This is a genomic window from Candidatus Leptofilum sp., from assembly GCF_965223285.1.
Lineage (GTDB): Bacteria > Chloroflexota > Anaerolineae > Promineifilales > Promineifilaceae > Leptofilum.
Genome location: NZ_OZ244997.1, coordinates 2,920,531 through 2,946,181, shown reverse-complemented (window position 1 = coordinate 2,946,181; position 25,651 = coordinate 2,920,531). Strand labels below are relative to the sequence as shown.

Annotated in this window: 23 protein-coding genes and 1 tRNA gene; 11 read left to right on the top strand and 13 right to left on the bottom strand. The window is 53.3% G+C overall.

What is annotated here, in order from left to right:
- Positions 1-102: 102 nt before the first annotated feature.
- Positions 103-1,251 (top strand): cell division protein FtsZ, encoded by a 1,149-nt coding sequence (ftsZ, locus tag ACOQPU_RS13310; RefSeq protein WP_420645583.1) that lies wholly within the window; start codon positions 103-105, stop codon positions 1,249-1,251.
- Positions 1,252-1,675: 424 nt separating this feature from the next.
- Here the strand turns inward: ftsZ and ACOQPU_RS13305 are convergent, their stop codons facing one another.
- Entirely contained in the window at positions 1,676-3,349 is a 1,674-nt protein-coding gene (locus ACOQPU_RS13305) for a hypothetical protein (protein ID WP_420645582.1), read from the bottom strand.
- 351 nt (positions 3,350-3,700) lie between these two features.
- Between ACOQPU_RS13305 and ACOQPU_RS13300 the strand changes: the two genes are divergently transcribed.
- The 7 genes from ACOQPU_RS13300 to ACOQPU_RS13270 all read left to right on the top strand — a co-directional run bounded on the left by ACOQPU_RS13300 (position 3,701) and on the right by ACOQPU_RS13270 (position 11,782).
- A complete protein-coding gene (locus tag ACOQPU_RS13300) occupies positions 3,701-5,011 on the top strand; it encodes a UbiD family decarboxylase (RefSeq protein WP_420645581.1) in 1,311 nt (436 codons plus the stop codon).
- A 77-nt stretch (positions 5,012-5,088) separates the two neighbouring features.
- Entirely contained in the window at positions 5,089-6,777 is a 1,689-nt protein-coding gene (locus ACOQPU_RS13295) for a Na+/H+ antiporter (RefSeq protein WP_420645580.1), read from the top strand.
- Entirely contained in the window at positions 6,770-7,240 is a 471-nt protein-coding gene (locus ACOQPU_RS13290; protein ID WP_420645579.1) for a universal stress protein, read from the top strand. Before ACOQPU_RS13295 ends, ACOQPU_RS13290 begins: the two co-directional genes overlap by 8 nt.
- Positions 7,233-8,261, top strand: a complete 1,029-nt coding sequence (locus tag ACOQPU_RS13285; protein ID WP_420645578.1) for a mechanosensitive ion channel family protein — start codon at positions 7,233-7,235, stop codon at positions 8,259-8,261. Before ACOQPU_RS13290 ends, ACOQPU_RS13285 begins: the two co-directional genes overlap by 8 nt.
- Positions 8,262-8,263: 2 nt before the next feature.
- Positions 8,264-10,021, top strand: a complete 1,758-nt coding sequence (locus ACOQPU_RS13280) for an aconitase X (protein WP_420645577.1) — start codon at positions 8,264-8,266, stop codon at positions 10,019-10,021.
- A gap of 103 nt (positions 10,022-10,124) precedes the next feature.
- Entirely contained in the window at positions 10,125-11,354 is a 1,230-nt protein-coding gene (locus ACOQPU_RS13275) for a cation:proton antiporter (RefSeq protein WP_420645576.1), read from the top strand.
- A gap of 44 nt (positions 11,355-11,398) precedes the next feature.
- Complete coding sequence (locus ACOQPU_RS13270) at positions 11,399-11,782, top strand: P-II family nitrogen regulator (protein ID WP_420645575.1); 384 nt, start codon at positions 11,399-11,401, stop codon at positions 11,780-11,782.
- Between the two features lie 44 nt (positions 11,783-11,826).
- Here ACOQPU_RS13270 and ACOQPU_RS13265 read toward each other — a convergent pair.
- Positions 11,827-11,900 (bottom strand) — tRNA-Val (locus ACOQPU_RS13265).
- Positions 11,901-12,032: 132 nt separating this feature from the next.
- Here ACOQPU_RS13265 and ACOQPU_RS13260 point away from each other — a divergent pair.
- Complete coding sequence (locus ACOQPU_RS13260; RefSeq protein WP_420645574.1) at positions 12,033-13,103, top strand: NAD-dependent epimerase/dehydratase family protein; 1,071 nt, start codon at positions 12,033-12,035, stop codon at positions 13,101-13,103.
- A 462-nt stretch (positions 13,104-13,565) separates the two neighbouring features.
- On the opposite strand, the gene ACOQPU_RS13255 is transcribed toward ACOQPU_RS13260, so the two are convergent.
- The 6 genes from ACOQPU_RS13255 to ACOQPU_RS13230 all read right to left on the bottom strand — a co-directional run bounded on the left by ACOQPU_RS13255 (position 13,566) and on the right by ACOQPU_RS13230 (position 19,312).
- Positions 13,566-14,942 carry a M28 family metallopeptidase gene (locus tag ACOQPU_RS13255; protein ID WP_420645573.1) on the bottom strand — a complete coding sequence of 459 codons (1,377 nt, stop codon included), beginning with the start codon at positions 14,940-14,942 and terminating at the stop codon, positions 13,566-13,568.
- A gap of 61 nt (positions 14,943-15,003) precedes the next feature.
- Positions 15,004-16,407: an HTTM domain-containing protein gene (locus ACOQPU_RS13250; RefSeq protein ID WP_420645572.1), complete on the bottom strand. Its 1,404-nt coding sequence runs from the start codon at positions 16,405-16,407 to the stop codon at positions 15,004-15,006.
- Positions 16,408-16,446: 39 nt separating this feature from the next.
- Positions 16,447-17,484, bottom strand: a complete 1,038-nt coding sequence (locus tag ACOQPU_RS13245) for a GMP reductase (protein ID WP_420645571.1) — start codon at positions 17,482-17,484, stop codon at positions 16,447-16,449.
- 122 nt (positions 17,485-17,606) lie between these two features.
- Positions 17,607-17,951: a type II toxin-antitoxin system PemK/MazF family toxin gene (locus ACOQPU_RS13240; protein ID WP_420645570.1), complete on the bottom strand. Its 345-nt coding sequence runs from the start codon at positions 17,949-17,951 to the stop codon at positions 17,607-17,609.
- Complete coding sequence (locus tag ACOQPU_RS13235; RefSeq protein ID WP_420645569.1) at positions 17,945-18,226, bottom strand: hypothetical protein; 282 nt, start codon at positions 18,224-18,226, stop codon at positions 17,945-17,947. Before ACOQPU_RS13235 ends, ACOQPU_RS13240 begins: the two co-directional genes overlap by 7 nt.
- A gap of 135 nt (positions 18,227-18,361) precedes the next feature.
- The gene (locus ACOQPU_RS13230) at positions 18,362-19,312 is read right to left on the bottom strand and encodes an NAD-dependent epimerase/dehydratase family protein (RefSeq protein ID WP_420645568.1); all 951 of its coding nucleotides are present in this window, start codon (positions 19,310-19,312) and stop codon (positions 18,362-18,364) included.
- A 121-nt stretch (positions 19,313-19,433) separates the two neighbouring features.
- Between ACOQPU_RS13230 and ACOQPU_RS13225 the strand changes: the two genes are divergently transcribed.
- Positions 19,434-20,462, top strand: coding sequence for a proline racemase family protein (locus tag ACOQPU_RS13225; RefSeq protein ID WP_420645567.1), 1,029 nt, complete (start codon positions 19,434-19,436; stop codon positions 20,460-20,462).
- A 57-nt stretch (positions 20,463-20,519) separates the two neighbouring features.
- On the top strand, positions 20,520-21,428 hold the full coding sequence (locus ACOQPU_RS13220; protein ID WP_420645566.1) for an aminoglycoside phosphotransferase family protein: 909 nt from the start codon (positions 20,520-20,522) through the stop codon (positions 21,426-21,428).
- Between the two features lie 65 nt (positions 21,429-21,493).
- On the opposite strand, the gene ACOQPU_RS13215 is transcribed toward ACOQPU_RS13220, so the two are convergent.
- The 5 genes from ACOQPU_RS13215 to cysC form a co-directional block, all read right to left on the bottom strand.
- Positions 21,494-22,606 carry a glycosyltransferase family 4 protein gene (locus ACOQPU_RS13215; protein ID WP_420645565.1) on the bottom strand — a complete coding sequence of 371 codons (1,113 nt, stop codon included), beginning with the start codon at positions 22,604-22,606 and terminating at the stop codon, positions 21,494-21,496.
- Positions 22,607-22,722: 116 nt separating this feature from the next.
- On the bottom strand, positions 22,723-23,304 hold the full coding sequence (locus ACOQPU_RS13210) for a hypothetical protein (protein WP_420645564.1): 582 nt from the start codon (positions 23,302-23,304) through the stop codon (positions 22,723-22,725).
- Positions 23,305-23,308: 4 nt separating this feature from the next.
- Entirely contained in the window at positions 23,309-23,971 is a 663-nt protein-coding gene (locus tag ACOQPU_RS13205; RefSeq protein WP_420645563.1) for an L-threonylcarbamoyladenylate synthase, read from the bottom strand.
- Positions 23,972-24,079: 108 nt separating this feature from the next.
- Positions 24,080-24,928, bottom strand: a complete 849-nt coding sequence (prmC, locus tag ACOQPU_RS13200) for a peptide chain release factor N(5)-glutamine methyltransferase (protein WP_420645562.1) — start codon at positions 24,926-24,928, stop codon at positions 24,080-24,082.
- Positions 24,929-25,049: 121 nt separating this feature from the next.
- Entirely contained in the window at positions 25,050-25,598 is a 549-nt protein-coding gene (gene cysC / locus ACOQPU_RS13195; RefSeq protein ID WP_420645561.1) for an adenylyl-sulfate kinase, read from the bottom strand.
- Positions 25,599-25,651 lie beyond the last annotated feature (53 nt).

Below are 25,651 nucleotides of genomic sequence, written 5' to 3'. Positions count from 1 at the left end.
GGCTATTGTTTGCCCCTTGTCTCTCAATTTTGATCTGTAAACGGCCGTCCGCAAAACAGTTAGCAAAATTGTGCAGATGGCTTCGAGTAAGAGGGTATTCACATGCAAAGAGCGCCTGAGTTTGAAAATGCAGCCTGTATTCGCGTAGTTGGTGTTGGTGGCGGCGGCTGTAACGCCGTTAACCGCATGATTCAAGAAGGCATCAACGGCGTCGATTTTGTCGCCGTTAATACAGACAATCAGGCGTTGCTGCTTTCGGACGCCCCTGTGCGGGTGCGCATTGGTGAAAAACTGACGCGCGGTCTCGGCGCCGGTGGCCATCCTGAGCAGGGTGAAAAAGCGGCCGAAGAGTCTACCGAAGATTTGCACGAGGTTCTCACCGGTTCTGACATGGTGTTTATCACTGCTGGCATGGGTGGTGGTACGGGGACTGGTGCGGCTCCAGTTGTGGCCAAGATTGCCCGCGAGCAGGGTGCTTTGACGATTGGGGTGGTGACACGGCCGTTCCTCTTCGAAGGCAGCAAGCGGGCCAACTCGGCTGAATCCGGTATCGAGAAGCTGAAAGAGCATGTCGATACCCTGATTGTGATCCCCAACGACCGCCTGCTGGAACTAACCGATCGGCGTGTCTCCCTGAAAGATTCCTTCAAAATGGCCGATGATGTGCTGCGTCAGGGCATTCAGGGCATCAGTGAACTGATTACGGTGCCTGGCCTTATCAACCTGGATTTTGCTGATGTGAAAGCAATTATGTCTGAAGGTGGCGCAGCTTTGATGGCTGTGGGGCATGGCGAAGGTGAAGAGCGGGCACGATTGGCGGCAGAGCAGGCCATCAGCTCTCGCCTGTTGGATGTGACCATTGACGGGGCACAGGGCATTTTGTTCAACGTTACCGGCGGGCCAAATATGAGCCTGTACGATGTGAACGTGGCTGCGGCCATCATCCGCGAGACGGCGCACCCAGATGCCAACATGATTTTTGGTGCGGTTATCGACGAGAGCATGGGCGACGAGATGCGCATTACGGTTATCGCCACTGGCTTTGAGCGGACGATTTCCCGGCGACAGGTTTTGCAGCAGCAATACGGCCGTACAACCAGCCCACCAACCCATCGCCCCAAAACAGAAGCTAGCGTAACTACCTCACGGCAGGTACCCGCCCGCGAAAAAGAAGAGCGGGAATTGGAACCGGTGCAGCCTAAATTTGCACCAACTAATTTAGAAATCCCGGCGTTCCTGCGCCGTCGCTAGTAAAAAAAGCCACAGAGAACACAGGGAGATAAAAAGTAAAACGATCCTTCAAAAATCTCTGTGTCTTTAGTGACAAATTAACAACGTATCAACTCCGAGGAGTTGACAATCCACTTGGTCGAGACTTGACCTTGCAAGATTGTGCCGCCAACACCAGTTACCGTGAGGTAATTGTTATGGGCAGTAATTGTTAGAGCAGGTATCGGACAACACCTAAACAGCAATTACTGTGCAGTGCTCCTTTTTGTTTTCGTTGGTGAAGTCCCTCATCTTATCACCTCACCAACAACATCCCCTCTGCACGCGCCCCCTGTTTATGCAGGACAGGGGGCGCACTTCTTTTTTGTCATACAAGGCCACAGAGAATTTAGAGTCAGGCTTTATCAATACATGCCCAGATCAGAATAATCTGTTGATTTCATTTTTAAGGCGTCCACACATCAAAAACGGCCGTATCGTTACCAGTTTCCCCCACAACCTGCGTCTTTCCTGCCAAATCTACTGTGAGGAACTGCCAATTGTCACTGTCGCCAACGGCCGTTACAAACGCCTCATCTGTCAGCCACGTCTGGGAAATGATACCCTCCGCCACCAAAACCTTTAACGGTGGCTGGCCTGCCTCCCCAATGCCAAGAAAATCTTGCCCAGCATAGAGAAAATGTGTGCCCGCCGGATTCCACCCTGTTGACATGAGCTGGCTGGCCGAATCATATGGAATTGGGTTGCCGCCGTCGCCGTCGGACAAAACGACCGTCTGTAGATTTTCGTCGTTGATGATTAGTTGAATGTAAACCAGGTTGCCGCCGCTGCGCGTCCAATCCACCGGGGAAAAGAGCGTGTTGCCAATGACATAGCCAATCTCTACGGCTGGGCCGCTCACCGGAATTTGGTACAAGGTGGCCATCGCATCTTCCTGCCACGGGTCATCATCAGCAATGGCAACGTAAGCCTGGCTGCCGCTGGGTAGCCATTGGGCAGTGGGTACCCAAGCGTACTCGCTAGCGGTATTCACAAATGGGAATTCAATGACTGTTTCCTGGTTGCTGCCATCCAGATTAACCCGCGTAACGCTTTCTGGGTTGCCAAAAATGATGCGGCTGCCATCTGGCGAGAGGGAAAAGGTATGTCCACCGTCTCCTAGAGCAAACTGTTCTGTCAGATTGCCATCTGTGGTTACCAGCCACAAATCTTGCTGAGGGGCGACGCCGGGGCCGATCTGGTTGACGATGCGACTGTTGAAAGCCACGGCCTGGCTGTCGGGCAACCAGGCAATCTGATTGATAAGGATGGCAAAATCATCATTGTCTGGTTCCGGCAAATCAGTGGAGGAGACCAAGATTTGGCTGCCACCCGTTGCGGCAACGATGCCGAGTTGGTTACTGTCAAAGTCGCCCGCCACGAAGGCAATTTGCTGTCCATTGGGTGAGACAAGCAATTGGGCCACGTTGGCGACAGCGGCCAATTGCACAGGTTCACCGGCAGTGGGTGGAGATTGAATGGTGTCAAGCGGGAGCCGCCAGATGCCGTCCGTGTCGCTGTACACAATGTAGCTGCCCAGATCGCCAATAACGGCCGTATCTGCCGCAGGTTGTGTGGTTGCCGTGGCTGTCGGCACGGGCGTTGGCGTTGGCGGCACGGCCGCTACCGGCACGCCATTGGTGTTGCTGCCCAGCGTGTATTGCGACCCACCGGAAACCCAGCATTGGGGTGCAGCAATGTCGCTGGGGCAAGCCACCAGCCACCAGCCAGACGTTGGGTCTTGGCCCAGCACTTGCGCTGTAGAATCCTTTAAAAAGAAGCCTAGACGATCATACACCACGCCAGGGCCGGAGCGAATGTTTAGATCCACCAGAATTGTCACATACGGATTGCCGTTACCAACGGCCGTTCCGTCATTTCCGCCGCCGGGCAAGGTGGCAGTGGGGGCGATGTCGGCAATCGGGGTTTCGCTATCAGGAACGGCCGTGCCATCAACCACCGTTACCGCTGGTGGCGGAAATGAGATAGCAGGTTCCGTTTCCCCAGCGAAGGCATTGCAAGCCAGCGTTGCCATAAAAAGAATTGAAATGAAGAACAACAAAGGGTGTTGGCGCAACATGCAGTCACTCCTTACAATAAATTTTCAAAAACGAGCCGCAGATTTCGCAGATTCACACAGATTAGGGCAAAAAATCTGCGTAATCTGCGTTAATCTGTGGATTCATCACTGAGTTTGTCATTGACAAATAAATTTTTAGGATAAACCCAAACAGTTTACAATAGATTATGCCAAGACGCGATGCAATTCTGCACGGCAACATGGCGGATTTTCTACGCTACAGCCCCGTTCGCGTCAATTTTGCGTAAATGAAGGCGGGCTTCTGGACTTTTGAAGTTTTGTCTTCATTCAGGTTCCAGAGGTAGAAACTTCAAAAGTCTCCGAGGGACTGAACAGTTACAGTGAGGAAGAATGAGCTTTCGTAGATTTTTAGACCAGGCGGCCCAATCAGGCGATCTCATTGAAATTAACAAACCGGTAAACGTAAATTACGAATTGGCCAATGTAGCTCACGCTCTGGAAGGTCGGCCGATCCTGTTTAATAACATCGTCAATTATCCCGACTGGCGCGTCTGCGCAGGGCCATGCTCAGATCGCAAATATTTCAGCATGGATTTAGGCGTGCCGGTGCCAGACCTCATCGCGCATTTGGCGCAGGCCACCGAAAACCCACAAACGCCGCCAATGGTTGAAAGCGGCCCTTGCCAGGAAGTGATCCTGGAGCAGTTCGATCTGAACGACCTACCCATCTTGTTCCACTTGCCGCAGGATGGCGGGCATTACATTGCCAGCAACGTCGTCATCACGGAAGACCCAGAACTTGGCAGAAATATGTGCTACCATCGTTTGCTTCGGCTGGATAAAAGCCGTTTTACAGCCCGAATAATCGAGCGGCGTGGTACCTGGACAGCGATGCAAAAGGTGGATGGTGATTTGCCGGTGGCCATTTGCATTGGCGTGTCGCAGGCGGTGCATTTGGCAGCGTCTATGTCTGCCGCGCCGGATGTGGATGAACTGGCCGTCGCCCACGCTTTGGCCCCCACGCCGTTGGTAAAATGTATTACCAACAATTTGGCCGTGCCTGCTGATGCAGAAATTGTGCTGGAAGGGCGGATTACCCGCCAGCAAACGCAAGAAGGGCCATTTATGGACCTGACAGAGACGATGGACATCACCCGCGACCAGCCCATCATCGAGATTGATTTGATTACGCATCGACGCAACCCCATCTACCATGCGCTGCTGCCAGGCGGATTGGAACATAAGATTTTGATGGGGATGCCCAAGGAGCCAACTATCTTTGCTGAGGTGAATAAGGTGACGCGCTGCACAGGGGCCATCATTACGCCGGGGGGCAGCTCCTGGCTGCACGCGGTGGTACAAATTGAGAAAGGTGGAGAGGAAGACGGCCGTCTTGCCATTGAAGCCGCCTTCAAGGGGCACGGTTCCCTCAAGCACGTTTGGGTAGTAGACACCGATGTAGACATTTATGATCCTGCTCAAGTCGAGTGGGCCTTTGCTACCCGCTTTCAGGGAAATAAGGATATGCTGCTGTTTGAAAATCAGCCCGGCAGTTCGTTAGACCCCTCCGGCATTCACGTGCCGGGGCAAAAAAGCCGCACTGCCAAGCTCGGCTTCGACTGCACCATTCCGTGGGGTGCTAATAGAAGCAAATTTACGCGGGGGGAATATGGACCCGTTGATTTGGATGCGTATCTTTAGTGGTTGGTTGCAAGTGGCTAGTGGTTAGTGCCAAACAACTAGCAGCTAACCGCCAGCCACTATTTCAAGGAGAAAATATGGACACAGTCGTCCTTACAGAACAATTACCCAAGCTCTTATTTGCTGAAGATGGTGGCGGTTTGGTACAGCAGGAACTCAGTTTTATGGTGCTGCTGTTTATCGCGGCGATGGTTGCCATTGTGGTGCGACGTATTCGCTTGCCCTACACGGTCGCCTTGGTGTTGGTGGGCTTGGTACTTTCCTTCTTCCCCAACTTTTTAGGCTTTACCGTTAGCTCTGACCTGATTTTGGCGATTTTGGTGCCGCCGCTCATCTTTGAAGCCACGCTGCATATTCCCTGGCGCAAGCTGAAGCGAGATTTGCTGCCGGTGCTGCTGCTGGCCGTCGGCGGCACGCTAGTTGGCACCTTTTTGGTTGGCGGGCTGGTGGTGCAATTTTTGGGCATCTCCTGGGCGGCGGCGCTAGCCTTTGGCGCGCTAATTTCAGCCACAGACCCAGTGGCGGTGATTGCCTTTTTCCGCACGCTGGGGGTAAACAAGCGGCTGACCATTTTGGTAGAAGGCGAAAGTTTGTTCAATGATGGGGTGGCCATCGTCATTTTTAATTTGGCCTTGGCGGCTGGGACGCTTTCCGGCTCGTTTGGGTTGGGCGAGGCGTTGCAAGAGTTTTTCATTGTGGCTTTTGGAGGCCTGGCGGTGGGGCTGGTGATGGGGTATGTGGTTTCCTACATCATCCTTAAAAATGTAGATGACCATCTGATTGAAACGGCGACGACGGTGGCGTTGGCCTTTGGTTCGTTTGTGGTAGCAGAGTCGTTTGGGCAATTTATTGGCGTGGACGAGCTGCATTTTAGCGGCATTTTGGCGGTGGTGGCGGCAGGCCTTATGGTAGGAAATATTGGTTTAGAGAATACATCGCCGACGACGAAGCTGACGCTGGACAATTTTTGGGAGTTTTTGAGCTTTGTGGTGAACTCGCTGGTCTTTTTGCTGATTGGCCTGGAGATCGAGCTGGCACAGCTACAGCCCAATATTATTCCAATTTTGGTGGCTGTGATGGCCATCATTTTGAGCCGGGGATTGATCATTTACGTGTTTAGCTGGATTTACGGCCGTTTCCAACCCCGCAACCGTATTCCTCTCAACTTTCAGCATGTGATGTATTGGGGGGGATTGCGTGGCGCTATCAGTTTGGCTCTGGCACTGTCCATTGAAAACGCTGTGTTCGGCTCTGACGTGGCTCTTGAACTGCGGGTGATGACCTTTGGCGTGGTGCTGTTTACCTTGTTGGTGCAAGGCATGACCATCGAGAAGTTAATCAGCAGGCTAAAGCTGGCCGACAAGCCGCCGCAGCGGGTAGAGTTACAGCGGCGGCAGGCTACCCTCTTCGCCAAATGGGCTGGCAAGCATGAGCTGGATCGCCTGCGCGAAAACGGCATCTTGTTCAAAGACATTTGGGACTCTATGGGGCAGGTGTACGACGAAGAAATCTTGGATAAAAAAGAAGATTTGCGCACGCATCTACAGGATTTCCCTGAACTGGAGCAGGAGATGTATTTGCAGGCGCGTGAAGATGCGCTGAATGCGGAGCGCAGTGCTATTGGTGAAGCTGCACGGCGTGGCCTTATCTCCAACGAAGTGCATGATGAACTCATTATTGAGCTTAACAACCGCGTGGCGGCACTGGAGCTTATCAAGAAAAATCGGGGACTCGATGTAGAGAACAAGGAGGTGCATCATGGGTAGCATTGTGTGCGCCACGCGCGGGGGTGAAGGTAGCCGGGTGGCGCAAATGGCGGCCATCGAGCAAGCCAAGGCATCAGACAAGCCGCTTATCTTTTTATATGTGGTAGACCCGCACAGCCTGGATGAAGATATTGATACCAGCTTGAAAGATGCGCTGCTAACAGAACTGAACTGGATGGGAGAGACGCTGCTGCGTATTGCCCAAAAGCGAGCAGACGCTGCCTATCTTGGTACGGAGGTTCGGATTCGTCAGGGCAAGGTGCGGGATGAGATTACGCGCTTCGTAAAGGATGCTCAGGCAGACTTGTTGGTGCTGGGTGCACCACGCGGCACGACAGCGAATGTGTTTGGTGATGATGCCATTGAACGGCTGGCACAGTGGGTGGAGACGCAAACGGCCGTATCTGTAAAAATCATTCGCCCAGATTATGTAAATAAAGAGGGCCACCTACCCTATGATTGAAGACATGAACCGGGCGATCACTAATTTTTTAGCCAACTTCAATATTGACCTGACGAATCCAATCCAGCGCAACTTGCTGGTGACAATTCTCATTCTCATTGTCTTGGGGGTGTTGCGCTGGCTGGCAACTCGGCTCATTGACCGCCGCTATGCCAACAGCCCTCGGACCCTGTACAATCTGCGAAAAACGGTGGAGTATGCCTCGGTGGTGCTAGGCATTTTGCTGGTGGGGCGGGTTTGGCTAGAGGGCATCGGCACGCTGGTCACATACCTTGGTTTGTTGTCTGCTGGTATTGCCATTGCCCTGCAAGATTTGATTGTGGCACTGGCGGGCTGGCTGTTTATCGTATGGCGACGGCCGTTTGTGGTTGGTGATCGCATCGAAATTGATGGGCAGCTTGGGGACGTGATCGACATTCGTGTGTTCTCGTTTAGCATGTTAGAAATCGGCCGTCGCATCAACGCAGAACAAAGCACTGGCCGCATTATCCACGTGCCAAACGGCAAAATCTTCTCTGAAGTACTCAACAACATGCACCAGGGCTTCCCTTTCATCTGGAATGAAATCCCCGTCATGGTTACCTTCGAGAGCGATTGGGAAAAAGCCAAAGCAATTCTTGTTAACATTGTTAACGATTTAGCACCAGATGTGGCTGACGCCGTGCGCCGCGCTCGCCGCTCTGGGCAGCGATTTGTCATCAGCTATTCCAACGTGTCTCCTACCGTCTACACCAGCGTTGCCGATAGCGGCGTGGTGCTGACCATGCGCTACATGGTAGACCCTCGCAAGCGGCGCGGCAGCGAGCAAGATATTTGGGAAGCCATTTTGCGTGCCTTTAAGCACCATTGGGACATCGACTTTGCCTATCCCACCCAGCGTGAATATCTGCACTTTGAAGAAGGCAAAAAGCCGCCTGACCCGCAAGAAGCGACCACTGTGGTGGCTGAGCGCAAAAAACTCCAGCGGGAGACTGGCTATTTACCCACTACGCCCAGAGAATCCAGAGAGCAAAAAGAGTAACGATGATGCAAATTAAGTTAAACCAAGCACAACAAGCGATGCTAGACGGCCAGCAGGGCCAGGCACGCCAAATGGGGATGCGGCTGCTGCTAGATTTGGCCGCGACGGCTGGCGCAACAGAGCTAGTCCCTATTACCAGTGCGCATCTGTCTGGCGTGTCGCCCTTGACGGGCGGGCTAGGCTTGCGCCAATTTTTGGTACGCCTGGCCGAAGACCCACAGGCCAAAGTGGCTGTGCCTACTACGCTCAACGCTGCTGGCTGCGACGAAGCCCAGTTTGAGGCGATGCGCATTGTGGCTCCCAACTTTAAGGCGCACAACTCAGAAATTGTGGCCCGATATGCGCAATTGGGCGTGCGTCCCACCCAATCCTGCATTCCCTACGAATGGGAAGGCGTCGTCACCACAGGCGAAGCGGCTTGGGCAGAATCCAATGCTATCTGCTTTGGCAATTCCTACACTGGGCTGGTGACTAACCGGGAATCGGGTCTGTCTGCCCTGGCGGCGGCACTCACGGGCTACACGCCCAAATACGGCCTCATGCTGGCCGAAAACCGCCGCCCCAATTTGGAAGTGGTGGTTACTGCGCCAATGGCAGACCCAACGGATTTTTCCGTTTTAGGAGATTGGATTGGCAAGCAGCGGCAGCCGTCGTGGCAGATGCCATATGGCCCGATTCCGCTGATCAAGGGGCTGCCAGCCGCGTTAAGCCATGAGCAGAAGAAGGCACTCACGGCCGCCGCCGCGAATTACGGTTGCCCACTATTGTATTTGGATGGTCATGGCGAGACACCGCCAGCCAATTTTCAAGCCCAGCTAGTATTTGGTACATCTGAGTTGCAGCAGCGGTATGAGGAATTGGCACCGAAAACGGCCGTTTCCCTCATTACCATTGGCTGCCCCCAGGCATCAGTGGGGGAGCTGCGCGCCACGGCCGAATTGCTGAAAGGCAAGCAGCTTGATCCCCACGCGCCACCGCTCTGGGTGTTTACCTCTGCGGCCAACAAAGCCATTGTCGAAAAAACTGGATTGGCTGAAATCATTACCCGCAGCGGCGCACTGCTGCTGGAAAACACCTGCCCCGAAGTGGTGCCCTACGATCAGGCCTGGGTGCATCACGTCCTCACAAACTCAATGAAAGCAGAGCATTACATCAAATCGGGGCTGAATGGCATTCCAACGGCCGTTATGCGTCTGGCAGACTGCGTTGCCCTGGCCACTGGCGAATTGGAGATTGAAGATCAGCGATTGGGAACCACACAAGAAAAACAAGCTGTCCCATTACCTGGTCACCCCGTCACCCCGTCGCCCCGTCGCCCGGTCAGCGAAACCTTCACCGCCACTGGTCACGGTCTCCCCTCCCAAACCGACTTCTGCGTGACGGCCGTTGCCTTTGTCACCGATACGCCTATTACTTTGCTGGGTTTTGTCAATCGGGAAAGTGGCGTCATCGAAGAGCCTGGTCATCCCGCCGACGGGCAAAGCATGGCAGGCAAGATTGCCATCTTCCCCAAGGGGAGTGGCTCCACCGTTGCCCCCTACGTGCTTCTAGAGCTGTTCTATCGCGGCAAAGCCCCCGTTGCCATTGTCAATACAGAAATTGACCAGCAAAGTGCCCCGGCCTGTTCGTTAGAAAATATCCCCTATGCCTATCAGTTTGATGCAGATATTATTGCGGGCATAAACGATGGAGACACCGTGCAGCTTAAACGAGAAGGCGACCGAGTGACTATTGACGTCGTCAAGCGGCTTGCAGTATAAATTCCATACGGGCCAAGAAGATCTGTTCATACTGTGACACGCTCCTGACAAGCCTCACAAAGGTGCCCCCTAAGAACCTTTTGCAACTAACCAAGGATTTGCGATGGAAAGTGATTTTTTAGAGTTTATCCTGGCAATTGTCATCATTATCGTGGCTGCCAAATTGGGCGGGTTTATTAGCACTCGCTTCAACCAACCTTCTGTGTTAGGCGAGCTATTGGCCGGTTTGGTGCTGGGCCCAACGGTGCTAGATATGTTGCACAACTGGACGCTTTTCTTTCATCATGCAGAAACGTTGGAAGAGCTTTTAGCACTGATGGCAGAGCTAGGAGTTATCTTGCTGATGCTATTAGCCGGACTCGAACTGCATCTGCCAGATTTGCTGAATGCAGGCAAGGTGTCGGCACTGTCTGGGGTGTTGGGGGTGCTTGTGCCGCTGGGCTTGGGCTTTGGTGCGGCCGTTTTATTTGATGCCAGTTCACAAGAAGCACTTTTCCTGGGGCTGACGTTGGCGGCTACCAGCGTTAGCATCTCAGCCCAAACGTTGATGGAGCTGAAAGTATTGCGGAGTCGGGTGGGGCTAGCTTTGTTGGGAGCGGCCGTTTTCGATGATATTCTCGTCATTTTGGTGCTTTCTGTTTCCTTTGTGCTCGTTGGTGACGGTGGTGGAATTTCTGGCGTCTTGCTGACTGTTGTGAATATGGTTTTATATTTGGTCGTTGCGTCCGCAATTGGTTTCTGGATTTTGCCTTGGCTGGCGCAAAGAATTAATCGCCTGCCCATTAGCCGAGGCACTTTGGCGTTTGTGCTGGTAATCTGCCTGCTTTATTCCTACGCGGCCGAAATTATTGGCGGCATGGCGGCCATCACTGGCGCATTTTTAGCCGGACTATTTCTGGGTCGTACACCCATCCGGGAAGAGATTGAAGAGGGTATCTCGGCAATTGCCTACGCCTTTTTTGTACCGATTTTCTTTGTGGATATTGGCCTACAGGTAAATCTACGGGCCATTAGCGGGAATGCATGGTGGTTTGCGGCCGTTTTCACCCTCATTGCCATCATTAGCAAAATTGGGGGAAGCGGCTTAGGAGCCAGAATCACCGGATTCACCAACAAGGAAGCATTCCAGTTGGGTATCGGCATGGTGTCTCGTGGAGAAGTGGGGCTAATTGTGGCTTCCTTTGCCCTAACGGCTGGCCTCATCACGCACGAGAATTTTTCAATAGCTGTGTTCATGGTCATCATGGCCACGTTGGTTACGCCCCCTATGCTCAGAGCTGCTTTTGCCAACCAAACACAGACAGACGGCCGTACAAAACCAAGTCCGCAATAGGTGGTCGTGCGAACATCGAGTACCATAGAGAGGAGGAGAATTATATGTACCACATGATTATGCTCGTTTTGGATGATGTGAATCAATGCTCGACCATTTTGGAAGCCTGGGATGCTCAAGGGGTAGGGGGCATTACCATTTTTGAGAGCACCGGCATGGGGCGGGTCAGAAAGCTAAGCATTCGGGATGATATTCCCCTCATGCCTAGCCTAAGTCGCTTGTTGCAAACTCGTGAGGAGCGGCACCGAACGCTATTCACCGTGGTGGAAACGGAGGAAATGGTAGACCAGATTATTCACGTTACCGAGGAAATTCTAGGTAACATGGAAGAACCGCACAACGGGGTAATCTTTGTTCTGCCAGTCTCTAGGGTAGTTGGTTTGCACGGTGGCCAGATGCGTGCCAAGGGTGGTGGTTCAAGCGAGTAGAGAACAAAAAAAGACCCAAACGGGTCTTTTAGATCACAGATTTGTGGGCGCGATTGGACTCGAACCAACGACCTCTCGGATGTGAACCGAACGCTCTAACCAGCTGAGCTACGCGCCCAATTTGTGAATCAGATTATATCAATGCCTATACTGGAGGCAAGAGAAACGGCCGTTGCCAAACTGTCAACTTTTGCTCGCTCAGGTATAATGCCCTCAAATTCATTGATGATACTTGATGAGGAAATTTTTTATGAAAGCGTTTGTAACAGGTGGGTCAGGGTTTATTGGACAACACTTAGTTAAAAAACTCGTTGCCCGTGGCGATACTGTACATGCTCTGGCGCGCTCGGAAGAAAGTGCCAATTTTTTGCGTCAGCTAGGGGCCGTCGTTTTTATGGGTGACATCACCGATGCTGCCTCCCTACGCCCGGCAATGGAAGGGTGCGATGTGGTTTTTCACGTTGCCGCCTGGTACAAGGTGGGTGCCTCAGACTCGAGTCAGGCAGAATCAATTAACGTGGGAGGTACACGCCGCGTGCTGCGGCAGGCGCATGAGCTTGGCATTCCCAAAATTGTGTATACCAGCACGATAGCTGTCTTCGGCGATACACAGGGCCAGTTGGTGGATGAAACATATTACAAGGAGGGGCCGTTCCTGACGGAATACGACCGTACCAAATGGCTGGCGCATTACAAAGTGGCAATGCCGCTCATCGAAAAAGGTGCACCGATTATCATTGTGATGCCAGGCGCAGTCTATGGCCCCGGAGACAGTAGTATTGTGGCACAAACGATGCGACTATTTTATCGGGGTCTGCCCGCTCTGCCAGGGTCTGACTTAACGTTGACCTATGCCCATGTGGACGACATTGCCGAGGGACATTTGCTGGCGGCGGCAAAAGGGACGGTTGGTGAAAGCTACATCCTGACGGGGCCAGCTATTCCCCTGAATGAGATGGTTGATTTTTGGGCGCACCTGATTGGCCGCAAGCCGCCGTCGTTTCGTTTAGCGGGACGGCCGTTGCGCAAATTTGCGCCAGTGGTGGGAGCTGTTGGGTCTGTGCTGCCGCTGCCAGAGTTATTCTCTGAAGAAGCAGTGGGCAGTTTAGGAGCCACTTACATGGCCCGGTCAGACAAAGCACGGGCAGAGCTGGGTTGGACTACACGGCCGTTGCAGACGGGCCTGCTAGAAACATTTGACTGGATTGCCCGCACCGAGCCACAAGAGACATCTGCACCTGAGCGAAAATGGGCAGGCTATGCTTTATTGGCTGCGGCCGTTTTGTTTTTGCTCTGGTACCTGGGGCGGAAGAAGCAGTGAGCTGCCCACACTGGGCAAAAATCATTAAGGTAAAACAAAAACAGGCAGGTTCCCACTGGGAACCTGCCTGAACTGTTTTATTGAGATAAGTTAAAAATTAAAAGCGGCTGTGCTGTTGTCTACGAAGTCGTTGTTGGCGTTTCTTGGCAATGGCAATGGTTTGTGCTTGAAGCTGACGGCGGCGTTTCTGAACAAAAGCCACAATTAAGATGTAAAAGAAAATGGATGCCAACAAAACCAACATAATTTAGCCTCGCTTTATAAAGATTACCAATTACCGTTCCTAACAATAATGGTTTTTGTCCAAAATATCAAGATCGAATTTGTAGGAACTTGTATCTATCTTACCCAAAAATTGGCTTAATTGGATGAGTAACTGTTGAGAATGGTGGCCTGCTCATCCATCTTACCTTGCTTGTGCCCAAGCATAGCCAAAATTTATTACGATCTTTATTACAGCCATTAAGGATTTTGGGCCGTTGCGGTGCTGGGTTCAATGATGACTTCGGGGGTGAAATCACCAAGACGGCCGTTTGCATCCAAAGCTGTTAAGCTAACCGCATACCTTGTGGCAGGGTCCAGGCCGGTGAGAGCCACATTGCCAGCCTCGTTGCCCCGAACGAAGCGAAAGGTAGTGAAGGTGCCCTCCGAAATTGGCCGGAAAGAAATCGCATACCCCGCCGCGGTTGGGTCTGTGGGCCAGCGCAGCCAAAAATCGCCAGCGGAGTCCAACGTTTGGATAATGGGCGTTTGCGGCGTTGGTGGTGCGCCCGCTAAGTTTGCGACGACAGCAATGTTCATCTGCACAATCTTTTCCAGATAGTTGTAATCAATCCGCTCCCAGATATCTAGGCGGGAGTTTACCATGTCCGGGTCTTCTACCGATTCGATGACACGAATGCCGGGCATCCCCGCGTTGACAAATTCCCGATGATCCCCCCAACGTCCCTCGCGGTCCAACGCATCAATGACCTGCACAGGAAAGGTAGGGACGTAAAGACCGGCAATATATTCATAATAACGTGCTAGCTCACCAGAGGGGGATTCGCGCAAATTCGGAGCAAACAGCCTGGCATATTGGGGAATGCCGCTGCGCCCGCCGATGGCGTCGTAATTGATGGCGGCAATCACGTTCATGCCATCTAAAAAGGCGGTTTGCACAAAGTGACGTGAGCCAAAAGTGCCTTGCTCCTCCGCGGCAGCGGCCAAAAAGACGATGGTTTGATTCCATTCGTAGGCAGTGAGCAGGCGAGCAGATTCTAGCAGGAGGGCAATGCCGGAGCCGTTGTCGTTGGCACCGGGGGCGTATGTTTCGCCATCGGTTGGTTCCGGGGCGCGGTTGTCGTAGTGGGCCATTACCACAATGATGTCGTTGCTTGGGCTGCGGCCGGGCAAGGTAGCGACGACGTTGTAAGGCGTGGTGGCAAGGCCATTGAAAAAGAGGGGAAATTCTTGGGTGGTAACTTCCAAACGGCCGTTCCCCACCCGCACAAACTCATCCACCAGCCATTGCCGAGTGGCACCAATGCCAAAGTTGGGATCGTCCGTAACGCTAAACACATTGCGATTGCCAAAACTTTGCATCGTTTGCACGTAGCCCGTAAGCTGCTGCTGCGAGACGGCATCAACCAGTCCCGAAATTTGGGGATCAATTTGTGGTACTACATCGCTCACGGGGTCGATTACCATCTCGCCTGCGGGAAATTGGGAGATGTCCCAGGAAACGGCCGTTGCTACTGGGGTAGGCACAGGGGGCGTTTCTGGCAACTGTGCCAGACCGCACCCGGCTAGCAAAATCGTCATGATGAGAAAACTGATCCATCGCTTGCGTAACTGCATGGCTCTATTTTCTGGCTAAAGTTAGGATGTGACAACAGTGTGCCGTTTTCAGAAGCAAATTCTAAGATTCTTCTGGGAAAAGCGGCGTGGAGAGCGGCACAATCCAATCAACTACCCAGGGGGTGCGGGGCTGGGCAGCCAGGTTAATGGTGGGGTCGATGAGCAGTTGGTGGGGACGGCCGTTCAAAGAAGCCCACACCTCGGCTCTTACCTCAACACCATCGTGCCCTTGTGCTACAGCCTCATCGGCTAAAAAGTGAGCATATTGCAAAATCATGTAAGGCCGATTGGACATTTTGCGCAGCTGCCGCGCCGTCAGGTGTTCCAGAGGCTCAATCTGCCAAGATTCGCCCACCGCGTCGGTAAGGGTGAAGGTAGCAGTGGCATCTTTGTCACGCAGCTTCATGTGCCAGGCAAAGCGATGTCCCTCCTCTGTCCAGCTCACGTTGCCGGGGATGACGAAGTGGCGCAGCGGCAGCAACAGTTGCAGCAACACGAAGCCCGCCAGCAGCACCAATCCCCAACTCGGCAGCTTGATTTTGGCTGGTGCCGCAGCTTCTCGTTGGCCAGCTCCAAATAAGTGAAGTGCCTGCCGCGGCCAGCCGGGATCAAAGAAAACGGCCGTTGCCGCAATCATGAACCAGGGAAAAATGCCAATAGAAAAGAGGCGGGCGTTGGTGAGGTGGAACAAAACGGCGACGAGGAAGGCATATGGCCGTGTTTTGCGCCAAATCAAAAAGGGAACCACCAGCAAATCGAGCAGCAGCCCCCCGTAGGCAAAGCCGTAGGCCATCCATTTTTCGGTGAAAAATTGGCCGATTAGCGGAAAATCGGTGCGAGACGCCAGCCAGAATTCAATGGGTTGGGCGCGCAGCCAGTCGCCGTTAATTTTGGCCAGACCGCCAAAAAAGTAGGGCACGCCAATTTGAAAGCGCAGCAGCCACAGGCTCCAGTTCGGCATCCAGTCGGAACGGCCGTTTGGCTGCCGCCACGCGTCTACAGACCACGCTTTATTGGCTGGCAAAAAGATCATGATGAAGGCGATGAGGCAAACGAGGTAAAAATGGTTGAGATATTGTGCCTGCTCCAGCAAAAAGATGTAGGTGAAGCCCAAAAAGAAGAGGGTGGCGCTAAGCCTGTACCACATGCCCACCAGGATGAAGAACGCCAGCAGGGCCATCACCCCAAAGTGAAAGTACATGCCGATGCCCGGCCACGGTTTCACCCATTCAAAGCCAAAATAGGTGAAGTGGAACGATGGCTCAATCCAGTAGCGGCTAATCCAGCCGTAGCTGCTGTATCGCCACATCTCCCACATCATAATCGCGCCAAACGCCACGCGGAAATAGACCAGCACGGCAATATCTACGGGGGTTTGTATCCAAGTGTGAACGGCCGTCCACGACCCATTTGTAGTGGTTTGGGATGATTTTACAGTAGGGTTTGTTGAAACAGGCGCATCCATGCTAAATAGTGTGCCAAATTTTTGTAGATTTGACTACCTCTACGAAAATACTTCGTTATGCTGCTCCTGAACGCGGATGAAGGTGGTGCGCTTGGTGAGTTCCTTGAGTCGCTTGGCACCGACGTAGGTACAGGAAGATCGCAATCCGCCCAGCATGTCCTGCACGGTTTCCGCAACTGGCCCGCGATAAGGGATGTTGACCGTCTTGCCTTCCGAGGCGCGGTATTCGGCCACGCCGCCCGCATGTTTTTTCATCGCGGTTTGTGAGCTCATGCCGTAAAATTGCTTAAATGGTTGGCCGTCCATCTCAATGAGTTCACCCCCTGATTCATCATGCCCAGCCAACATGCCGCCCAGCATCACAAAATCAGCCCCGCCGCCAAACGCTTTGGCAAGGTCGCCTGGCACCTTGCAGCCACCGTCGGAGATAATTTGCCCGCCCAGCCCGTGGGCAGCGTCGGCGCACTCAATGACGGCCGAAAGCTGAGGGTAGCCCACACCGGTTTTGATGCGCGTGGTGCAAACGCTGCCAGGGCCGATGCCTACTTTGATGATGTCTGCCCCGGCCAGCAGCAGCTCTTCCACCATTTCACCAGTGACTACATTGCCTGCCATGATCGTTTTGTCGGGATGTTTATCGCGCACGCGCTTGACGAAGTGAACAAAATGCTCAGAGTAGCCGTTGGCCACGTCAATGCAGATGAAGTTGAGCTGGCTGTATTCACCGAGCAGGTAATCGAGCCTGTCGGCATCCTCTTGCCCAGTGCCTGTGCTAACGGCGATATGCTTAGTTACGGATTCATCGGCCGACTGCATGAAGTCGTGCCACTGTTGGCGAGAATAATGTTTGTGTACGGCCGTCATCATATGAAATTTGCTCAACTCAGTCGCCATCTCAAACGTGCCCACCGTATCCATGTTGGCCGCGATGATGGGCACACCTTCCCAGGTCTGTTTGCTGTGCCAAAAGGTGAATGTTCGCAACAACGACACTTGCGAACGAGAGCTAAGCGTGGATCGCTTTGGCCGGATCATTACATCTTTGAAACCCAATTTAATATCTGCTTCAATTCTCATGAGATTTCCTTTCCCTCGTTTGTAGATTGCAAAGCCGTGCGAAGCACTCATGCACGGTAAATTCCTGGCGATTGCATCCAGTTTACTCGTCAGAGCTATTTTGGCTACTGTTTCAGAGGTGGTTAACTGCGGCCGACGACGAGCTGTACGCCGTCGAGGACGCTTTCTAAAATGAAGGGGGGCACGGTGCCAACATATTCCGTAAGGAAGCGGCGGTCGATGGTGATGACCTGAGCGACGTTGGCGACGCAGGCTTTGGGTAAGCCAGAATCGGCCTGGGAAATAAGCACGTTACCAGGAGCAGGAGCCAGTTTCCAATCTGGGCTGAGGGTGACGCACACGGCCGTTTCCAGCAAACTCCGGTTAAAGGCATCACTTTGAATAACGAGGATAGGTTGGGGGGTGGGCATTTCTGGTGGCTGTGTCCACCAAATTTGCCCCTGTTTTAGGCTAACGTCGGCTACCATGATTCTTTGTTATACAGGGTAAGCTGTTGGGCAATGCGCCAGGCGGCGGCAATGCGCGAAACGCGGTATTGGTAAATTTCGTCTAGCTGGCGGGCCACCGTTTCGCTATCAGTACGTTCTAGCTTGCGGCTGATGGCTTGCTTGGTTTGGCGAGATTGCTGCCCGTGTTTTTGGGCGGCCGTTTCTGCCTGTTGTAAAAGGGTGTTGAGTAAAGCAGCGTTGTTGTCCATAAGCATCTTTGGCCAGTATGTCTCAAAAACGGCCGTTGCATCCATCTCGACCGTTCGCCAAAAGTGTAAACAGATTTGTCACTTCCCAACATAGTACCAAAGGGCCAGGAGCCTGTATTCGGTATTCAGTAATCATTGAGTCGGTGTTCAGTAGCTGTTTACTGATTACTGAACACTGACCTACTGATTACTTTCCCACCAATTCGTGCTCCACTCAACCGCTTTACGAAGCCCGTCCCGCAAAGAGGTTGTGGGTTGGTAATCCAGCAGGGCGCGGGCTTTGCCGATGTTGGCTACGTAATGCGTTACTTCCCCCACGCGAGCTGGTTCAATTGTCATATTTGGCTCTACACCCAACGCCTCGCCGATGAATTTGGCCATGTTTACCAGGCTGTTTCCTTGCCCAAATGCCAGGTTGATGGTGTGGTTTTTAATTTCGCCGTTGACCAGTCGCTCCAGCCCGCGCGCCACGCCACTGACGCAATCGTCGATGTAGGTAAAATCCAGCACCTTGTCTTTCCCATAGACTGTGATTGGCTCCCGGTTGCCAATTTTGCGAATAAACAGGGGGATGACGCGCTCCATCCGTTCCAGGTCGTTGTCGTAACGGCCGTAGACATTGCTAAACCGAAACACCAAATAGCGCAGCCCATAACATTGCGCATAGCTGTAAATGAGTGCCTCGCCAGAAATTTTGCTGGCAGAGTAGGGGCTTTCGGTAAAGGCAAAATCGGCGTAGCTCTCCTCGGTGATGTAGCGGTGAATGTCGCCGTACACTTCGCGGGAGCTGCTGAAAATGAGCGGCAGGTTGTTCTGGCGGCAAAATTCCAGCACGTTGAAGGTCATGGTGATATTTTCCAGGGCGCGATCTGGCTGCTCCACCAGTTCATGCACCTTGGCGTGGGCGGCAAAGTGTACCACCGCATCCAGGTTTGACGGATATTCCACGTGGCCGATGCCGTGCTGGAAGCTGCGTTGCGGCGTGCTTAAATCTTGCAGCAGCGTCTCGATTTCAGTTGTCCACGTATTTTGCCGCTTGTCGATGCCAAAAACGTAATGCCCTTGAGCCTGCAAATGAAGTCCTAAGTTGGTGCCAATCTGGCCGCTGGAGCCGGTGATAAGAATACGCATGAATGCCTCTTTTTATGAAACTATTGTTTCGGAAAGTATACATCAGAAAGAACCCCTTGCCTTTTCCCTACAACCTCGCAAAATACCTCCGATACTATCTCGTCAAAACTAGGAGAACCTTATGCAGCATACCTGGACACCCCCACAAAATTGGCACCGAATCACAGCAATTGATGCTCACACGGGCGGGGAACCGCTGCGCATTTTTACTGGCGGCTTGCCGGACATCCCTGGCGATACGATTCTGGACAAGCGGCGTTATGCTCAAGAAAATCTGGATTGGCTGCGGACGGCGACGATGTGGGAGCCGCGTGGCCATGCGGATATGTACGGCTGCATCCTCACTGAGCCAGTCACAGCAGATGGTGACCTGGGGGTGCTTTTTTTGCACAATGAGGGGTTTAGCACGATGTGCGGCCACGGCATTATCGCGCTTACGAAGGTGGCGTTAGACACGGGGATGATTGACAGGCAAGGTGACAAGCCAGTTTTGAAGATTGACACGCCTGCCGGGCGGGTGGTAGCGACAGGGGTGCGAGAGAACGGCCGTATCACCTCCGTTTCCTTCCAAAACGTTCCCTCCTTTGTTTTGGCACTGGATCAGACCGTAGAGGTTTCTGGCCTGGGCGCGGTTCGCTACGACGTTTCTTACGGCGGTGGCTTCTACGCTTTTGTGCAGGCAGATTCGGTGGGAGTCGGGCTAACGGCCGATGATTTTCGCCAGTTGATTGATTTGGGACGACGTATCAAGCACGCCGTGATGGACAGCTTGCCCATAATCCATCCATTTGAGCCGGATTTGGGCTTTTTGTACGGCACTATTTTTGTCGGTGCGGCGCACGATCCGGCAAACCACAGCCGCAATGTCTGCATCTTTGCCGATGGCGAGGTGGATCGCAGCCCGACCGGCACGGGCGTAAGTGCCCGCGCCGCACTCCATTTTGCCAAAGGGGAAATTGGCCTTCAAGAGCCGTTTGTAGTGGAGAGTATTTTGGGCAGTACCTTTACGGGGGAGGTGGTGGCGACGACGGAATTTGGGCCGTATCAAGCGGTCATCCCCCAGGTCAGCGGCACAGCCCACATTTGCGGCCTCAACCACCTTCTCATCGACCCGGAAGACCCGCTGCGGCAGGGCTTTTTGCTCCGTTAAAAAGGAGATTGGAGATTCTTTTGCTTCAATCTCCAATCTCCAATCAACCAATCTCCTATGATGAATTTACCACCACACTTTGTAAAAACAGTCACCAGCACCTTCGCGGGCGGGGCGGCGTGGCTGGAGAATTTACCAAACCTGCTGGCGGAATGTGAGCAGCGGTGGGGGCTGGTGGTGCATCCTACAAATTTCACCCTCTCCTACAACTATGTCACCCCCGCTACGCTGGCCGACGGCACCGAAATTGTGCTAAAAGTGGGCGTTCCCAACCGAGAGCTGAGTACCGAAATCGAGGCGTTGCGGCTGTATGACGGGCGCGGCTGCGTTCGCCTGCTGGATGCCGATCACGACAAAGGTGTTTTGCTGTTGGAGCGGCTTGATCCTGGCGAAATGCTCACCATCGTCACGAACGATGACGAGATGACGCGTATTGCGGCTTTGGCAATGCAGAAATTATGGCGACCCCTGCCTGCTGAACACAATTTCCCCTCCGTAGCGGATTGGGGCAAAGGACTTGTGAGATTGCATGAGGAATTTGGTGGGGGAACGGGGCCATTTGATGAGGGATTGGTGGATACGGCCGTTTCCCTTTTCACCGATCTACTAGCTTCTAGCGGCGAACCTGTGTTGCTCCACGGCGATTTGCATCATTACAACATTTTGTCCGCTGGCGACGGTTGGACGGTAATTGACCCCAAGGGCGCGGCAGGGGAACCAGCTTACGAGGTCGGTGCTTTGCTGCGTAATCCTTTCACCCTTTTTGATGAGCCGGAATTGAAGCAAATTACAGCGCGGCGGCTGGACATTTTGGCAGAAACGCTAAGCATCGACCATGAGCGGCTGCGGCAGTGGAGCCTGGCCCAGGCTGTCCTCTCTGCTTGGTGGAGCTACGAAGACGGCGGCGATCTGGCTGATTGGGAACCGACAATGCGCTTAGCAAAGGTGCTGTTGGAGGTGGCTTAAAAACAAATCACGAATTTTGCGAATGGACGAATGGCACAAATATTTGTTGAATTCGTTTATTCGTGTCATTCGTGGTGGACTTTTTCCAATGTTTGTAGGAGTTGCACGGCCGTTTCCTCCCAACTAAACCGCTTCACATTCTCAAACCCACGTTGCACCAATTCTTGCCGGTACGCTTTGTCCTGAACTAGCCTTTGTATCCTCTGAGTGATGGCGGCCGTATCTAGCGGATCGACCAGCAGGGCTGCGTCTCCAGCAACTTCGGGGAGGGAGCTGGTAGTGGCGGTGAGAACGGCCGTTCCGCACGCCTGCGCTTCCAACACGGGAAAGCCAAACCCTTCGTATAACGATGGATAGAGAACGGCCGTTGCTCCTGAAAGCAGTACGGCTTTGTCTGTCTCATCCACAAATCCTGTCAGGATGATTTTTTGGGAGATTGGAGATTGGAGATTGGAGATTGTGTTCAGGATAGGTTGGGAGAGCCAGCCCGGTTTGCCTGCGAGGACAAGCTGGTGGGGCAAACCGCTGGCGGCGTAGGCCTGGATGAGCCGAACCAGGTTTTTGCGGGGTTGGAGGGTGCTGAGGTAGAGCAGGTAGGGTGGGGTGATGTGGTGTTTTTCGTAAACGGCCGTTAGCACAGCCTCATCCGTCACGGGCTGCAAAGCGGGGTCTACGCCGGGGTAAATCACGTCAATCTTTTCGGCGGGGATGCCGTCTAGCTGAATGAGGTCTTGTTTGGTGGCCTGGGAATCGGCCACAATGCGGCGGGCGCGACGGCCGTTGTGACGCGTGCTCCAGCGCAGATAAGCGAGCTGCCGCCGGGGGTGCGCTTCCGGGAAGTGGTGGTAGCCTAAATCATGGATCGTGGCGACAGACGGCCCAAAATAGCTGACGGGAATGACATGCGCGGGTGTAAAAAAGACGTCCGGGGGACGGCGGTGCAGCTCGGCTGCCAGGCGCAGGTGCGTCCACAGGCGCGGGAAGGGAATGACAACATGCTCAACTTGCGGCGATTGGGGGAATAGCTTGGTTGGCGGTGGCTGATTGAAATAGAGGCGAATTTGGTGGTTTTGGGCAGTAGCCAAGGGGACGAGAGCCTTTAGCAAAAAGGTGGCATAGGCCTCCGTGCCGGTGCGCTGCCCGGTAATGGTTCGGCTGGCATCGATGCCAATAATCACGCCACGCTCCTGCAAGCTAACTTAACGCAGAGGCACAGAGACGCAGAGAAAAAATGAATCTGCGAAATCTGTGAAATCTGCGGATATTCATTCATGGTGGCTAGGAAAGGTAGATGCTATTCGCAGCCGGGGCCAAGCGAGAGGAATTGTTCGGCTACCCAGCCCTCATCGCCAGAGATATTGTCCCGAATTTTGCGCCAGACAAGGCCGTTTGCCTCTTGTGGCGGCTCATCTTTGATAAGCGTGACAAACGTGGCCTCGGGCAAAATTCCTAAATCGGCCCCACCGGGCGCGTCGCGCAGGGTTAGCCCATTGCCAGAGGTGCCTTCCACAATGGCGCGGCATAAGATGGCAGTGGGTGTAGCGGTTGGGATAGCGGCGTCCACCGTGGGGCTGGGGGAGGGTGTGGGTGGGAAGACGCTCAGTTCTGGCGTGGCGGTGGCCTCGATTTCGCCTTCTAACACGGCCTCTGCTTCGGCCTCTGCCGCCTGTGCCTGGAGTTCCTGGGCTGCCATATAGCCCACAGCACCTATAAACAGCAGCGTGCTGCCCAGTAGTGTCAGCATGGCGCGGCGCAAGACTGCTTCGCGTTCCAGGGTATAAAAACGCGCCCCGCCGCGCCGGATGCCCTGGTAGGTGGCAATGGCCAGCAGCAGCCCGGCAAAACTCAGGGCGATGGGAATAATTAATGCACTCATAAAATTATCGTTCAGCCAGGCCCAGCAGCGATTGTGCAGAGATAGGGCCTTCTCGTAAGATGTTTAGTCTGCCGCCCGTGCAATCCAAAATGGTAGAGGCCGCACCGTGTGGCGAGGGACCATCATCGACCACGGCCGTTACCCAACCTGCCAGCTTGTTTTTGGCATCAACGGCCGTATCTGCCGGTTCTTGTCCAGTAAGATTGGCACTGGTGACCGCCATTGCCCCGCCTGCAGCCCGGATGATGGCGCGACCTACCTCGTTGTTTGGAATGCGAACGGCTACGCTGTCGTTGTTAGAGATTTCTTCGGGCAAATCGGGATGTTTGGGCAGCAAAATGGTTAACGGCCCCGGCCAATATTGGTTGATGAATATTTGTGCCACAGGTGGCACGTTACGCACCACGCGTGGCAAATCTGTGTGATCAGCTAAAAGGATAGGAATCGGTTTGCTGTACGGCCGTTGCTTGGCCGCATAAATGGCCCGTACCGCTTCGGCATTAAAGGCATCACACGCCAAGCCGTACAGCGTATCCGTCGGGATCACGATCAGGTTGCCTGCCCGGGCCTCAGTAGCTGCTTGTGTAATGGCACCCGGCTGGTTGGCGGGCAGCAATTGTGCCTGCTGGGGTGAATACGGCCGTTGCAAAATCTTTCCTCTTCCCAAACCTTAATACTTGTCCAAATCTTAGCCACAGAGTTCACAGAGAGCTTAGAGGCAAAGGTTCATTTCTCAGATTTCTCCTATTCCTCTGTGGCCTTTTCCGATAGATTCTTAATGGTTTACAATCTTCACAAATCGGTCATGCCCGGCAAAATCGGGCAAAATAGTAATCTCCGCATCTGGAAAATGCGCTTGGGCAACCTGTTGGGCTTTTTCTCCTTGCTGCCAGCCAATTTCCAAAAAAATAGCACCGTCGGGGCGGAGTTTGGTCGTTGCTTGCTGCAACAGTTGCCTGATTAATTCCAGGCCATCCACACCGCCATCCAGAGCCAGTGCTGGCTCGTGCAATTTTACCCCATCAGCCAACGACTGCCACTCGCCGCTGGTGACGTAGGGCAGGTTGGCCACGATTAAGTCTATTGGCTGGCGAACCGCTTGCAGTAAATTGCTTTGGCAAAACTGAATACGGTTGGATGCTAGCTGCTCCCCGTTTTGCTGGGCAATGGCTAATGCTTCTAGGGAGATGTCTACGGCCGTTACCTGCACATCTGGCAAAAACCGGGCCAGCGCAATGGCGATACAGCCGCTGCCTGTGCCCACGTCTACGGCCGTTAGCGGCCTGCCTGCCTCATGTGCCTTTGCCCAATTAACGGCCAATTCAACAAGCTGCTCCGTTTCCGGCCTGGGAATGAGCACGCTTGGAGCCACGCGTAGTTCAAAGTCGAAGAAGGGTGCGTGGCCAATGATGTATGGTATAGGTTCCGCCTGGGAGGCACGGGTTACCAACTGGCGAAAGTTATCTTCTTGTTTGACGGTGAGTGGTTGATCGTGATGAATGATCAGGTAGCTGTGTGACACATTGAGCAAATGTTCCAGCAGAAGGCGAGCGTCCAGTTGAGGTGTGGGAGAGGTGGGGGTGAGTTGAGAACGGCCGTATGCCAACGCTTCTTGAATATTCATAAGGTAGAAGCATAAACGGTGGCTGATAAATCGGCAAAAAAAGAGATTGGAGATTGGAGATTTTTTAATCCCCACTCTCCAATCTCGTAAATCGTAAAGAAAAGAATGGAATATGCGTTGTTTACGCTGGTTCAGCGACCGGAATTAGGCCGAGTTTTTCCAATTCGCCGATGATAAAAGCGGCACTTTCTTCAACGGTTTGCTTATCGGTGCGAACGTGGATGTCCGGATTTTCTGGTGCTTCAAACGGATCGGAAATGCCGGTGAAATTTTTAATTTCGCCAGCCAATGCTTTTTTGTACATCCCTTTCACGTCACGGTCGATGACCACGTCCAGCGGAGCATCTACAAATACTTCCAGGAAGTTAGTGGTTTTGGCCCGTACGTCGTCACGGATGGATTGGTAGGGGGAGATGAAGGAGCAGATGCAGCCAACGCCGTTACGGGAGAGCAGTTTGGCCACAAAGGTGACGCGCTCGATGTTTTTGGTGCGGTCTTCTTTGGAAAAACCCAAATCACGGGTCAGGCTTTCGCGCACAACGTCGCCGTCTAAGCGTTCCAGACGCAGGTTACGGTCAGCCAGTTGGTCCAATAGTTCCAAAGCGATCGTGGTTTTGCCAGCACCAGACAGGCCAGTCATCCATAGTACAAATCCTTGTTGTTCACTCATGTTTAATCCTCTTTTGATAGTTCATTTGTTATTGAGTAATTGGGTAATTATGC